The 12,394-nt window shown below is 67.0% G+C and carries 13 protein-coding genes and 2 tRNA genes; 5 read left to right on the forward strand and 10 right to left on the reverse strand.

Going from position 1 to position 12,394, the window contains the following annotated elements; all coding sequences use genetic code 11:
* Positions 1 to 80: 80 nt before the first annotated feature.
* Positions 81 to 1,079 (forward strand): lipopolysaccharide heptosyltransferase I, encoded by a 999-nt coding sequence (waaC, locus tag BLA15945_RS32975; protein WP_174994323.1) that lies wholly within the window; start codon positions 81 to 83, stop codon positions 1,077 to 1,079.
* A gap of 27 nt (positions 1,080 to 1,106) precedes the next feature.
* Here waaC and BLA15945_RS32980 read toward each other — a convergent pair whose 3' ends face one another.
* The 9 genes from BLA15945_RS32980 to rph all read right to left on the reverse strand — a co-directional run bounded on the left by BLA15945_RS32980 (position 1,107) and on the right by rph (position 7,535).
* Positions 1,107 to 1,286, reverse strand: a complete 180-nt coding sequence (locus BLA15945_RS32980) for a hypothetical protein (protein ID WP_059235594.1) — start codon at positions 1,284 to 1,286, stop codon at positions 1,107 to 1,109.
* A gap of 104 nt (positions 1,287 to 1,390) precedes the next feature.
* Positions 1,391 to 2,701: an MFS transporter gene (locus BLA15945_RS32985; RefSeq protein WP_174994324.1), complete on the reverse strand. Its 1,311-nt coding sequence runs from the start codon at positions 2,699 to 2,701 to the stop codon at positions 1,391 to 1,393.
* A 302-nt stretch (positions 2,702 to 3,003) separates the two neighbouring features.
* On the reverse strand, positions 3,004 to 3,495 hold the full coding sequence (locus BLA15945_RS32990) for an energy transducer TonB family protein (protein WP_174994325.1): 492 nt from the start codon (positions 3,493 to 3,495) through the stop codon (positions 3,004 to 3,006).
* Positions 3,496 to 3,794: 299 nt separating this feature from the next.
* Positions 3,795 to 4,088 carry a hypothetical protein gene (locus BLA15945_RS32995; RefSeq protein ID WP_059235588.1) on the reverse strand — a complete coding sequence of 98 codons (294 nt, stop codon included), beginning with the start codon at positions 4,086 to 4,088 and terminating at the stop codon, positions 3,795 to 3,797.
* Between the two features lie 171 nt (positions 4,089 to 4,259).
* Complete coding sequence (locus tag BLA15945_RS33000; RefSeq protein WP_059235586.1) at positions 4,260 to 4,655, reverse strand: hypothetical protein; 396 nt, start codon at positions 4,653 to 4,655, stop codon at positions 4,260 to 4,262.
* 139 nt (positions 4,656 to 4,794) lie between these two features.
* Positions 4,795 to 4,882, reverse strand: a tRNA-Ser gene (locus tag BLA15945_RS33005).
* 44 nt (positions 4,883 to 4,926) lie between these two features.
* Positions 4,927 to 6,141 carry a radical SAM family heme chaperone HemW gene (hemW, locus tag BLA15945_RS33010; RefSeq protein ID WP_174994326.1) on the reverse strand — a complete coding sequence of 405 codons (1,215 nt, stop codon included), beginning with the start codon at positions 6,139 to 6,141 and terminating at the stop codon, positions 4,927 to 4,929.
* A gap of 34 nt (positions 6,142 to 6,175) precedes the next feature.
* Positions 6,176 to 6,802: an RdgB/HAM1 family non-canonical purine NTP pyrophosphatase gene (gene rdgB / locus BLA15945_RS33015; protein ID WP_059236860.1), complete on the reverse strand. Its 627-nt coding sequence runs from the start codon at positions 6,800 to 6,802 to the stop codon at positions 6,176 to 6,178.
* Positions 6,795 to 7,535: a ribonuclease PH gene (gene rph / locus BLA15945_RS33020; RefSeq protein ID WP_059235582.1), complete on the reverse strand. Its 741-nt coding sequence runs from the start codon at positions 7,533 to 7,535 to the stop codon at positions 6,795 to 6,797. Before rph ends, rdgB begins: the two co-directional genes overlap by 8 nt.
* Before the next feature lie 173 nt (positions 7,536 to 7,708).
* On the opposite strand from rph, the gene BLA15945_RS33025 reads away from it, so the two are divergent.
* From BLA15945_RS33025 to BLA15945_RS33040, 4 genes are all read left to right on the forward strand, one after another.
* Positions 7,709 to 8,632, forward strand: coding sequence for a YicC/YloC family endoribonuclease (locus tag BLA15945_RS33025; RefSeq protein ID WP_174994328.1), 924 nt, complete (start codon positions 7,709 to 7,711; stop codon positions 8,630 to 8,632).
* A gap of 6 nt (positions 8,633 to 8,638) precedes the next feature.
* Positions 8,639 to 9,322: a guanylate kinase gene (gene gmk / locus BLA15945_RS33030; RefSeq protein WP_059235577.1), complete on the forward strand. Its 684-nt coding sequence runs from the start codon at positions 8,639 to 8,641 to the stop codon at positions 9,320 to 9,322.
* Between the two features lie 58 nt (positions 9,323 to 9,380).
* Positions 9,381 to 9,584: a DNA-directed RNA polymerase subunit omega gene (gene rpoZ, locus BLA15945_RS33035; protein ID WP_006025620.1), complete on the forward strand. Its 204-nt coding sequence runs from the start codon at positions 9,381 to 9,383 to the stop codon at positions 9,582 to 9,584.
* Between the two features lie 63 nt (positions 9,585 to 9,647).
* Positions 9,648 to 12,014: a RelA/SpoT family protein gene (locus BLA15945_RS33040; RefSeq protein ID WP_059235575.1), complete on the forward strand. Its 2,367-nt coding sequence runs from the start codon at positions 9,648 to 9,650 to the stop codon at positions 12,012 to 12,014.
* 159 nt (positions 12,015 to 12,173) lie between these two features.
* On the opposite strand, the gene BLA15945_RS33045 is transcribed toward BLA15945_RS33040, so the two are convergent.
* Positions 12,174 to 12,250: transfer RNA gene (locus tag BLA15945_RS33045), tRNA-Arg, on the reverse strand.
* Between the last annotated feature and the right edge of the window lie 144 nt (positions 12,251 to 12,394).

A 12,394-nucleotide genomic window follows, 5' to 3' on the forward strand; every position in this document is an offset into this window, starting at 1 on the left:
TGCAAATGTAATTTAAGAGTAATGCTCGCGACGGGCATCCGTCGTTAGCATCCCCAAATGGCTGGCTCTTCCCCGCAAACGTGAAACGCATCCTCATCGTGAAAGTGACGTCGCTCGGCGACGTCGTCCAGACGCTGCCCGTCGTCGCGGATCTGCATCGCGCCTTTCCCGGCGTGACGGTCGACTGGGCCGTGGACGAGTCGTGTGCCGAGGTCGTGCGCTGGCATCCGGGCGTGAGCGCCGTGCTGTGCGCGCCGCTGCGCCGCTTCAAGAAGCTCCGCAACGCCGGCGACCTGAAGGCGATTTCGGCGTCGATCGGCGCGTTGCGGGCGCATCGCTACGATGCGGTCATCGACCTGCATGGCGTGTACAAGAGCGCGATCATTTCGGCGCTGGCGCGTGCGGCGCGCCGTGTCGGCTACCAGACCCAGGATCTCGGCGAAACGGGCGCGCGTTTCGCGTATTCGCATCGTTTCGGCCCGCGGCCGGACTGCGATGCGTGGCACGGCATGCGCGTGAGCGCCGGCGAAGCGCTCGGCTACCGGCCTGAAGGTCTCGCCGCCTATGGCATCGTACCGCCGCAGGGCGTGAGCCTGCCGCCCGCCGTGACCGACGGCGCGCCGTTCATGCTGCTGTTCCACGCGACGTCCAACCCCGACAAGAAATGGCCGGCCGATCACTGGGCCGCGCTTGCCACGCAGATGATGGCGCGCGGCGTGCGCGTGCTGTTGCCGTGGGGATCGGCGGCCGAGCACGACGATGCGCAGGACATCGCCGCCCGTGCGCCGGGCGCGCTCGTGTTACCGGCGATGACAGTGCGTGAGCTTGGCGCGACGCTGGGCCGGGCCGCGCTCGTGGTGGGGGTCGATACGGGGTTCGTACACATGGCGCACGCGCTGCAGCGGCCGACCGTGATGATTTTCGTCGCGACGTCGCGCCACCATTGCGGCATCGGCGGCGCGCCGAATGCGCTGTCGATCGGCGAGCCGGGCGCGATGCCGACCGTCGATGAGGCGCTGGACGCGATCGATGCGGTCGGCCCGGCCTACGGTGCGCTGCGCGCGCGGCTGTCCGCCTGACGCAACGCACCGCAGGCGGGGCCGGGTTCAGGCGAGCAGTACCTCGACCGTGACGACGGCGGCGATCGCCGCCAGATTCGCCAGCAGCGCCTCGAACAAGAGGCCGCGCCATGTCTTCGGCCGGAACCGCAGCGCGAGCAGCAAGGCGCCGCCCAGCGCGAGCGCGAGGATCAGGATGAGATCGGCATTGCCGAGGCGGATGTTCATGGCGGCGGCTCCTGTCGGGGCGAGATCCCCGGGCGCGCAGCGGCGCGCCCAGGATCGAGTATAGGCAGCGCCGGCCGCCGCACAACCCGGGTCGCCCCGGAGGTTCAGACGAGCGACGCGTCGCGCGTTTCGCGCATCAGCAGCACGCCGATCAGGCTGATCGCCGCCGCGACCGAGACATAGCCGCCCACCCACGACAGCCCGCCGCGCGCCGCCAGCAACTGCGCGATGTACGGTGCGATCGACGCGCCGAGGATCCCGCCGAGGTTGTATGCGACGCCCGCGCCCGTATAGCGGACGTTGGTCGGGAACAGTTCCGGCAGCAGCGCGCCCATCGGGGCGAACGTCACACCCATCAGGAACAGCTCGATCGTGAGGAACAGCGCGACGAGCGGCATCGAGCCGCTGCCGAGCAGCGGCTCCATCGCGAAACCCGACAGCAGCGCGGCGATCGCGCCGACGATGAGCACCGGCTTGCGGCCGAAGCGGTCCGACGCCCATGCGGAAAGCGGCGTCGCGAGCCCCATGAACACGACGGCCAGGCACAGCAGGCCGAGGAAGCTCTGGCGCGGAATATGCAGTGCCGACACGCCGTACGACAGCGAGAACACCGTCGAGATGTAGAACAGCGTGTAGCAGACGACCATTGCGAGCGCACCGAGCAGCGTCGGCTGCCAGTGCTGCGTCACGAGCGTCGCGACCGGCACGCGCACGCGCTCGTTGCGGTCGAGCGCGGCCTGGAACGCGGGCGTCTCGGTGATCTTGAGCCGCACATACAGGCCGAGCGCGACGAGCACCGCGCTGACGAGGAACGGGATGCGCCAGCCCCAGCTGCGGAACTGCTCGTCGGACAGCGACAGCGCCAGGGCGAAGAACAGGCCGTTCGACATCAGGAAGCCGACCGATGGCCCGAGCTGCGGGAACATCCCGAACCAGCCGCGCTTGCCCTGCGGCGCGTGCTCGGTCGCGAGCAACGCTGCGCCGCCCCATTCGCCGCCGAGGCCGATCCCCTGGCCGAAGCGCAGCACGCACAGCAGCACCGGCGCGAGCGCGCCGATCGCGTCGTAGCCCGGCACGAAGCCGATTGCGGTGGTGGACACGCCCATCACGAGCAGCGACGCGACGAGCGTCGACTTGCGGCCGATGCGGTCGCCGAAGTGCCCGAACAGGAACGAGCCGATCGGGCGCGCGATGAACGCGATGCCGAACGTGACGAACGCGGACAGCGCCTGTGCGGTCGCGGAACCATGCGGGAAGAACACGGGGCCGATGACGAGCGCGGCGGCCGTCGCGTACACGTAGAAATCGTAGAACTCGATCGCGGTGCCGATGAAGCTCGCGAACACGATGCGCCGGTGGCTGACGGCGCCGGCCGAACCGGTTGCGTGAGCAACGGTCGGGGGGGATGCGGACATGGATGTCTCCGTTTTGTCGTTGGGGCGGTCGGCTGAGCGTGCGGTCAGGCAGGCAAACGCCTGCCGGGAGCAGCCGAGCGGATGATGCGGATGACGCGGTGGCGGCGTGAGCGCGTACCGTGGCGCGGACGTCACCCGCCGGTCGACGATGGAGACGGGTACGTCGCCGCCGCCCGGTGCCGGCGTGGTCGGCTCGCATGCCGGGTGGGGCGCGCGAGCGCACGCGCGGCGTGATGGCTGCGCGATTGCGGAAAATTATAGCCAGCGCCGCCGTACACCGGCAATCGCGCGGCGGCGGCGCGTCAGTCGATCGATTGCGCCTGCGCGGACGCAGTGCTTTGCAGCTGGAAGTGACCGTCGTCGTTGAAGAGCCAGCCTTCCATCAATTCGAGCCGGCCGTTGCCGTCGAGCAGGCGCGACGGCGGCGCCGGCAGCGGCGCCGAGCGGCGCAGCGACGCGAGCGCGAGCGTTTCCGCTTCGCTGTCGCCGTTGCTGCGATAAACGGACGCGTTGACGAGGCGGCCGCTGCCGTCGACGGTGAAGGACACGACGACGAGCGAACGAAGCATCGCTTGCGGCGTGCCGTGCAGCATGCCGGACGGATTGCGTGCGGCGATACGATTCGCGACCTCGACGCGATACTGGTCGAGGCTCCCGCTGCGCGTGATCGAAGGAATCGTCAGGACCGAGTGTAGCGACGCGGGGGGCGTGATCGTGCACGCGGCAAGCAGGGCGGCGACGGCCAGCGCAGCAATGCGCAGCCGGTCGACGCGCGGACGGAGAAGGGCGGGCATGAGGAGATGGCCAGGAGGGACGATAAAAAAATGATAGGCGCACCGACGCGAGACGACATGGGGGGAAACGCATAGCGCGCGACACCGGGCGCGGCGATCGCTGATGATGACGGCCGCGTGCTGCATCGCACATCGCGACGTGACGTGGCGTGACATGCGACAGCGTGCTCTGCGGGCGCGGGTTGTTGCACGGTTGAAAGGTGCGGCATGCGGCGATCGTCCGGCGGTGCGTGACGGCCTGCCGATGCGGCACCGCGGCCAGCCGCACACGCGACTGCAAGCGATGCCGCCCGTGCGCGTCAGAAGCCGTGCGTCACGAGCGACAGGACCGACAGGTCGGGGTGCGTACCGTCGATGATGCTCTTGCCGATGTGCACGGCTTCGTGCACCGCCTCGTCGAGGCTCGCGAAGCTTTCTTCGCCGTCCGCGTGGAACGGCACCGCGTGGTCGGGCAGTGCGGGATTCACGCCCGGATGGCACACGTAGCCGGTGTAGGTGTAGCGGGTGTCGCTGCCGGGCACGGCGGCCGGCACGACATGGATCTCGAAGCCTTCGTAATCGACGTGTTCCGTCGCGCTCGGCAGTTCGGTCATGGCGATCTCCGTGTGCCGCGCGCAGGGGTGGCGCGTGCGGCATCGAGTACGCGGCGGCGTTTGTGTCGCCGTGTTGAACGAATTCTAGGCGATGGCGGCGCGGGCCGGGAGGCGTCCGGCGCGGTACGGTCGCGCGTTCCGTCCCGACTGACGGCTACGCGCGCGGCGGCATCATTGCTTGCAGCGTGCGTCCTTGCGCTGCACGACGACGATCACCGGATACTTCTGGCCGTGGTCGAGTTCCACGCGCGCAACGACGCTCAGCGTCGCCGGGTCGGAATCGTCGTACACGCTGACCTGTTCGTTCCGCAGGTAGGTCACGCCGGTGCAGTTCGACGTGCGTCCGTCGTCCGCCACCTTGCACTGTAGCTCGTTGTCCTTCAGGTAGTTGTAGGGTGACGGGCTCGCGAGATATTCGCTCAGGCCGCGCGGCGAACCGCCGACGCCGGTCACGTATGCAATCGCGCATGACGCCGGCGCGTCGCTGCCGGAGGCGGTGTCGGCCGCTGCATGCGTGCTGACAGCGGCCAGCACGGCGACGAGCGACGAGACGATGAAGGGCTTCATGACGTGGATTTCCCGTTTCGCGAATCGGAGCGCGGGATTGTAACGGGATCCGGCGCGGCGCGTCGGAACGTGCGGGGAAGGCGCACGGATAAACAAAAACCCCGTCATTCTGCAAATGGACGGGGTTGGGTGTGCTTCCTGGCGGAAGCGGTGAGATTCGAACTCACGGACAGTTTCCCGTCGCCGGTTTTCAAGACCGGTGCCTTAAACCGCTCGGCCACGCTTCCACACGAGGCGGCATTGTAACCGAAATGCCGCCTCGCTCATGCCTTCAATCGTCGCGCAGGAACAATTCCTGCAGGTCGTTGAGGAAACGCTGGCCGAGCGGCGTCGGCGCGATCTGCGTGAAATCGCGCGTGATCAGCCCGCGTCGCTCCGCTTCCTTCAGCGCCGGCTCGATCGTGCTCATCGGCAGGCCCGTGCGTTCGGCGAAGCTGTGCACCGGGAAACCCTCGACGAGCCGCAGCGTGTTCAGCATGAACTCGAACGGCAGGTCGCGCGCACCGACTTCACGCTCTTCCTGCACGGCGTTGCCGGCCTTCGCCTGCTCGATGAAGGTGGCCGGATGCTTGTGGCGCGCCTGCCGCAGGATCCGGTTCGGGAACGACAGCTTCGTGTGTGCGCCCGCACCGATCCCGAGATAGTCGCCGAAACGCCAGTAGTTCAGGTTGTGCTTGCACTGATGATTCGGCTTCGCATACGCGGACACTTCGTAGCGCCCGTAGCCGGCTTCGGCCGTGCGCGCATGAATCCATTCCTGCATGTCGGCCGACGCGTCGTCGTCGGGGACGACCGGCGGGAACTTCGCGAACAGCGTATTCGGCTCGAGCGTCAGGTGGTACAGCGACAGATGCGGCGGCGCGAACGACAGCGCGGTCTCGATGTCGGTGCGGCATTCGTCGAGCGTCTGGTTCGGCAGCGCGAACATCAGGTCGAGGTTGAAGTTGTCGAAGGTCTTCGCGGCGATCTCGACGGCCGCGCGCGCCTGCGCGGTGTCGTGAATCCGGCCGAGCGCCTTCAGGTGCGTTTCGTTGAAGCTCTGGATGCCGACCGACAGGCGGTTCACGCCGCTCGCGCGGAACTGCGCGAACTTCGCGGCTTCGAACGTGCCCGGATTCGCCTCGAGCGTGATCTCGGCGTCGGCGTCGAGCGGCAGCAGCGCGCGCACGTCGGACAGCATCCGGTCGAGGCCGGCCGCCGACAGCAGGCTCGGCGTGCCGCCGCCGATGAACACGGTATGCACCTGCCGCCCCCAGACGAGCGGCAGCGCCTGCTCGAGATCGGCACGCAGCGCGTCGAGGTACTCGGTTTCCGGAAACCGTTCGCCTTTCCATTCGTGCGAGTTGAAATCGCAGTACGGGCACTTGCGCACGCACCACGGGAAATGCACGTACAGCGCGAGCGGCGGCAGCGACGTGAGCCGTACCTGGCCGGGCGACGTGAAGGTCGCGACGACGCGCGCGCCGGTTTCCGCAGCCTGGCTCATGCACCCCCCTGCAGCGAACGGGTATCGGGCACGCTCATGCTTCCTCCGCGAGCCGCGCCAGCAGCGCCTTCAGCGCCAGCGCGCGATGGCTGTGCGTGTTCTTCACGGCCGGATCGAGTTCCGCGGCCGTCGCGCCGAGCGCCGGCAGGTAGAAATACGGGTCGTAGCCGAATCCGTGCTCGCCGCGCGGCGTGTCGACGATCTCGCCGGCCCAGCGGCCTTCGGCGAACAGCGGTTCGGGATCGTCCACGTGGCGCACCAGCGCGAGCACGCAGCAATAGTATGCGCGCCGGTCGTCGACGCCGCGCAGCTGCTCGACGAGATACGCGTTGTTCGCCGCGTCGCCCTTGTCGCGGCCCGCGCGCTGCGCGTAGCGCGCCGAATAGACGCCCGGCGCGCCGCGCAGCACGCGCACGCACAGGCCCGAATCGTCGGCGATCGCCGGCAGCCCGGTGAGGCGCGACGCGTGACGCGCCTTCGTCAGCGCGTTCTCGATGAACGTGCCGAACGGCTCTTCCGCTTCGGGCACGGCGAGGTCGCCCTGCGGGACGATCTCGATGCCGACCGTCGAGAACAGCGCGGTGAATTCGCGCAGCTTGCCGGGATTGTTCGACGCGAGAACGATGCGCGACAGCGGCGCGAGGGTGCGATCGTCAGGCATGGTCGGCGCCCAGGACATCCTTCTGCAGCTGCACGAGCGCGGCGATCCCGCCCTGCGCGAGGTCGAGCAGCGCGTTCATCTCGGCGCGCGAGAACGGCACGCCTTCGGCCGTGCCCTGGACTTCGACGAAACCGCCGGCGCCCGTCATCACGACGTTCATGTCGGTGTCGCACTGCGAATCTTCCGCGTAATCGAGGTCGAGCACCGGCGCGCCTTCGTACACGCCGACCGAGATCGCGGCGACGTGGTCGGTGATCGGCGAGCGCGCGAGCTTGCCGGCCGCGATCAGCTTCGACACGGCGTCGTGGGCGGCGACGAAGGCGCCGGTGATGCTCGCCGTACGCGTGCCGCCGTCGGCCTGGATCACGTCGCAGTCGATGTGGATCGTGCGCGGGCCGAGCGCCTCGAGATCGAACACCGCGCGCAACGCGCGGCCGATCAGGCGCTGAATTTCCTGCGTGCGGCCCGTCTGCTTGCCGCGCGCGGCTTCACGGTCGCTGCGCGTGTGCGTCGCGCGGGGCAGCATCCCGTATTCGGCGGTCAGCCAGCCTTGCCCGCGGTCGCGCAGGAAGTCGGGCACGCGTTCGGAGACGCTCGCGGTGCAGAGCACCTTGGTGTCGCCGAATTCGACCAGGACCGAGCCTTCGGCGTGTTTCGTGTAGTGGCGCGTGAGGGCGACCTTGCGCAGTTCGTCGGCGCGGCGGCCGCTCGGGCGGGAAACGGAAGACGTCATGGGGAAATCGCGGAAGGAGAGGAAACCCCGATTTTAGCGCCGAACGGCGGGCGTGCCCGGCGGGGTGGTCCGCAAAAATGGGATAATGCGCGCTTCCCGCCCCGCGCTTTCCGATGCGCCGGGCGCCTCGACATATCCCTGCCCGCGAGGGCACCCAGACGGCGAGACGAACCATGATCTACAGCATGACGGGCTACGCGAACGCGACGCGCGAACTCGCAACGGCCACCGGCAACGGCGGCACCAGCGTGTCGGTCGAACTGCGCACCGTGAACTCGCGCTTCCTCGACCTCAATTTCCGGATGCCGGACGACGTGCGCGCGTGCGAACCCGCGCTGCGCGAAATGCTGATGAACAAGCTGTCGCGCGGCAAGGTCGACGTGCGCATCAACCTGCAGCGCGGCGAACAGAGCATCGGCGCGGGCGCGCTGAACCAGTCGGCGCTCGGCCAGCTTGCCGATCTCGAGCGCGCGGTGCTCGACTCGTTCCCGGGCGTCGGCCGCCTGCGCGCGGGAGAAATCCTGCGCTGGCCGGGCGTGCTGGCCGAGAGCGGCGTGTCGGCGGAAACGATCCGCGATGCGGTGCTCGCGTGCGGCAAGGAAGCGATCGGCGAGCTCGTCGTCGTGCGTTCGCGCGAAGGCGCGCAACTGGCGGCGATGCTGCTGTCGAACGTCACCGAGATGGAAGCGATCGTCGCGCGCATCACGCCGCTCGTGCCGGAGCTGATCGCGAAGCATCAGCAGAAGATCGTCGAACGGCTGCAGGAAGCGCTCGGCATTGCAGCGCCCGAAGGCAGCGCGGCGATCGTCACGCGCGAGGAAGCTGCGGAACGCATTCGTCAGGAAGTGACGATGTACGGGATCCGGATCGACATCGCGGAAGAACTGTCGCGTCTCACCGCGCACCTGAACGAAACGCGTCACGTGATCGAGAAGGGCGGCCGCGTCGGCAAGCGTCTCGACTTCATGATGCAGGAACTGAATCGAGAAGCAAACACGCTCGGCTCGAAGGCGGCGGCGAAGGAGCTGGCCGACGCATCGATGGCGCTCAAGCTGTTGATCGAGCAGATGCGAGAGCAAGTGCAAAACCTGGAGTAAAGCATCATGACCGAATCCACCCGCGACGGCCACGCGTCGCATTCGCTGCACGGCGGCGTCTATCCCGGCAACCTGTTCATGGTCGTCGCGCCGTCGGGCGCCGGCAAGTCGACGCTCGTGAATGCGCTGCTGTCGAAGGACAGCGACATCTGCCTGTCGATTTCGTACACGACGCGCAAGCCGCGCCCGGGCGAACAGGACGGCCAGCACTATCACTTCACGACCGTCGACGATTTCCGCACGCGTCACGCGGCGCACGAATTCCTCGAGAGCGCGGAAGTGCACGGCAACTATTACGGCACGTCGCGCGTCTGGATCGAAGAGCAGATGAAGAACGGCCACGACGTGCTGCTCGAAATCGACTGGCAGGGCGCACTGCAGGTGAAGAAGCAGTTCCGCAACGCGGTCGGCATCTTCATCCTGCCGCCGTCGCTCGATGCGCTCGAGGAACGTCTGAAGAAGCGCGGCCAGGACGAGCCGAACGTGATCACGCGGCGCCTGCTGGCTGCCGGCAGCGAGATCGCGCACGCGTCGGAAGCGGAATACGTGGTGATCAACGAGAATTTCGAGCGTGCGCTCGCAGAGCTCGAATGCATCGTCGCGGCGACGCGCCTGCGCTTCGCTTCGCAGTACGCGCGACACACCGAGCTGTTCATCGAGCTCGGCATCCATCTGCCCCACGCGGAATGACGCGGGGGCCGAGGGACATAAGGTAGAATAACGACTATATTCAGAAGGAATTACCAACATGGCTCGCATTACCGTCGAAGACTGCCTGAAGCAAATCCCGAACCGCTTCGAACTGGCGCTCGCCGCCACCTACCGCGCGCGGCAGCTCGCGCAAGGCCATACGCCGAAGATCGAAAGCCGCGACAAGCCGACCGTCGTCGCGCTGCGCGAAATCGCTGCCGGCCAGGTCGGCGTCGAGATGCTGAAGAAGGTGCCGGTGTAACGCGCATCCGGCCCGTTCCAGCCATGTAATCCACGCGCGCAACGACTCGACCTGGAGGCGAATATGAGCACCACCCCATCGTCCGCCTCCGCGGATTCGACCACCGAAGCCACGGCCCAGTCGCCTGCGCGCCAGTACATCGACGCGGTCCTCGAACAGTCCTTTCGGCATCTGTTCGGGCCGACCGCCACTCCGGAGCAGCCGCGCAAGCACGGCGTCGTTTCGATCGCGAAACTGACGACCGTACTCGCCGAGTATCTCGCCCCGGACGAAATCAAAGAGGTCAAGGCGGCGTTCCACTTCAGTGACGAAGCCCACCTCGGTCAATATCGCCAGAGCGGCGAGCCCTACATCACCCATCCCGTCGCCGTCGCGGAAATCTGCGCCGGCTGGAAGCTCGACGCGCAGGCCGTGATGGCCGCGTTGCTGCACGACGTGATGGAAGACCAGGGCGTGACCAAGAACGAGCTGGCCGAGCGGTTCGGCCCGAAGGTCGCCGAACTGGTCGACGGCCTGTCCAAGCTCGACAAGATGGAATTCCGCAGTCGCGAGGAAGCGCAGGCGGAAAACTTCCGCAAGATGCTGCTCGCGATGGCACGCGACGTGCGCGTCATTCTCGTCAAGCTCGCCGACCGCCTGCACAACATGCGCACGCTCGGCGCGGTGCCGATGGAAAAGCGCCGCCGCGTCGCGCGCGAAACGCTCGACATCTACGCACCGATCGCGCACCGGCTCGGGTTGAACAACACGTATCGCGAGCTGCAGGACATGAGCTTCGCGAACTTCAATCCGCATCGCTACGCGACGCTCGAGAAGGCCGTGAAGGCCGCGCGCGGCAACCGCCGCGAAGTGATCAGCAAGATCCTCGAGGCCGCGCAGCGCGCGATGGCCGACGCGAAGATCGACGCCGAAATCACCGGCCGCGAGAAGACCATCTACAGCGTCTATCGCAAGATGCGCGACAAGCAGCTGTCGTTCTCGCAGGTGCTCGACGTGTACGGTTTCCGCGTCGTCGTCGACAGCCCGCTCGACTGCTACACGTGCATCGGCGCATTGCACGCGCTGTACAAGCCGGTGCCCGGCAAGTTCAAAGACTACATCGCGATCCCGAAGATCAACGGCTATCAGTCGCTGCACACCACGCTCGTCGGCCCGTTCGGCGCGCCGATCGAGTTCCAGGTGCGCACGCGCAAGATGCACGAGATCGCCGAGGCGGGGGTCGCCGCGCACTGGCTGTACAAGAACGGCAGCGCGGATCTCAGTGACGTGCAAAAGCGCGCGCACCAGTGGCTGAAGTCGCTGCTCGACATCCAGAGCGAAGCCGGCGATTCGAGCGAATTCCTCGAGCACGTGAAGATCGACCTGTTCCCCGACGCGGTCTACGTGTTCACGCCGAAGTCGAAGATCATGGCGCTGCCGCGCGGCGCGACGGCGCTCGATTTCGCGTATTCGATCCACAGCGATCTCGGCAACCAGTGCGTGGCCGTGAAGATCAACAACGAGCTGCTGCCGCTGCGCACCGAGCTGAAGAGCGGCGACATCGTCGAGGTGATCACCGCGCCGTATTCGAAGCCGAACCCCGCATGGCTCGGCTTCGTGCGGACCGGCAAGGCCCGTTCGGCGATCCGCCATTACCTGAAGACGATGCGCCTGAACGAGTCGGTGCAGCTGGGCGAGCGGCTCGTCGACCAGAGCCTGAAGGGCTATGGCCTCGCGCTGGCCGATGTCGAGCCGGAAGTGTGGGAGAAGCTCGTGCAGTGGACGGGCAACAAGAGCCGTCAGGAAATCTTCGCGGATATCGGCCTCGGCCGCCGCGTGGCCGCGGTGATGGCCAAGCGCATCGAGGTGTTGATGAGCGGCCGCGACGCGGACGACGATCTGCCGAAGTCCGAGCGGCATCCCGCGCATCATGCGCCGCCGGTCGTGATTACCGGCACCGAAGGGATGTCCGTGCAGTTGTCAGCGTGCTGCCGGCCGATCCCGGGCGACGCGATCATGGGCTACATCGGCATCGGCCTGGGCATGGCGATTCATACGACCGATTGCCGTGTCGCGCAGCGTATCCATCGCCGCGATCCGGGCCGCTGGATCGACGTCGAATGGGCGCCGCAACCGGGCCGCCTGTTCGATGTCGCGGTGAAGGCGCTCGTGAAGAACACGAAGGGCATCTTCGCACGCGTCGCGGCGGACATCACGTCGGCCGACGCGAACATCGTGCATATCGCGATGGACGAGGATCTGACGCACGAATCGACGGTGCTGCGCTTCGTGATCCAGGTCAGCGACCGCGTGCATCTCGCGAACGTGATGCGGCGCGTGAGAACCAATCCGGACGTGATGCGGATCATGCGCGAGCGCTCGACCGATGACGGCGCGCATGCGCGCCACGACGGCGGCATGCGTATCGAGCGCGAGCGGCAGGATTATTGACGCCGCGCGCGAGCGGGCAATTGATCGACGGCGGCCAGCGGCCGCCGTTTTCATTGGCGCCGTGCAACGAGTGTGCGCCGCCGCCGGAGCGGTGCGATGGTGCGAGCGAGGGGGAGTTGAAAAGAAAAAGGGCTTTCCCGGAGGAAAGCCCTTTTAAGGTGGCGCGGCTGGCAGGATTCGAACCCACGACCCCTTGGTTCGTAGCCAAGTACTCTATCCAACTGAGCTACAGCCGCACGCAAAAACAAGACTTCTACTGCTTCGAACTGAAAGGGCCTTCGATTCGGAAGGCCCTCGAAAAAAGTGGCGCGGCTGGCAGGATTCGAACCCACGACCCCTTGGTTCGTAGCCAAGTACTCTATCCAACTGAGCTACAGCCG

This window comes from Burkholderia arboris (genome assembly GCF_902499125.1).
GTDB lineage: Bacteria > Pseudomonadota > Gammaproteobacteria > Burkholderiales > Burkholderiaceae > Burkholderia > Burkholderia arboris.

Bases quoted from the DNA above. Each gene is read 5' to 3' on its own strand.
- BLA15945_RS32985 (WP_174994324.1), bottom strand. From the start codon at position 2,701: ATGTCCGCATCCCCCCCGACCGTTGCTCACGCAACCGGTTCGGCCGGC.
- BLA15945_RS32990 (WP_174994325.1), bottom strand. From the start codon at position 3,495: ATGCCCGCCCTTCTCCGTCCGCGCGTCGACCGGCTGCGCATTGCTGCG.
- rdgB (WP_059236860.1), bottom strand. From the start codon at position 6,802: ATGCCTGACGATCGCACCCTCGCGCCGCTGTCGCGCATCGTTCTCGCG.
- BLA15945_RS33040 (WP_059235575.1), top strand. From the start codon at position 9,648: ATGAGCACCACCCCATCGTCCGCCTCCGCGGATTCGACCACCGAAGCC.
- gmk (WP_059235577.1), top strand. From the start codon at position 8,639: ATGACCGAATCCACCCGCGACGGCCACGCGTCGCATTCGCTGCACGGC.
- BLA15945_RS32980 (WP_059235594.1), bottom strand. From the start codon at position 1,286: ATGAACATCCGCCTCGGCAATGCCGATCTCATCCTGATCCTCGCGCTC.
- rpoZ (WP_006025620.1), top strand. From the start codon at position 9,381: ATGGCTCGCATTACCGTCGAAGACTGCCTGAAGCAAATCCCGAACCGC.
- BLA15945_RS33025 (WP_174994328.1), top strand. From the start codon at position 7,709: ATGATCTACAGCATGACGGGCTACGCGAACGCGACGCGCGAACTCGCA.
- BLA15945_RS32995 (WP_059235588.1), bottom strand. From the start codon at position 4,088: ATGACCGAACTGCCGAGCGCGACGGAACACGTCGATTACGAAGGCTTC.
- rph (WP_059235582.1), bottom strand. From the start codon at position 7,535: ATGACGTCTTCCGTTTCCCGCCCGAGCGGCCGCCGCGCCGACGAACTG.
- BLA15945_RS33000 (WP_059235586.1), bottom strand. From the start codon at position 4,655: ATGAAGCCCTTCATCGTCTCGTCGCTCGTCGCCGTGCTGGCCGCTGTC.
- hemW (WP_174994326.1), bottom strand. From the start codon at position 6,141: ATGAGCCAGGCTGCGGAAACCGGCGCGCGCGTCGTCGCGACCTTCACG.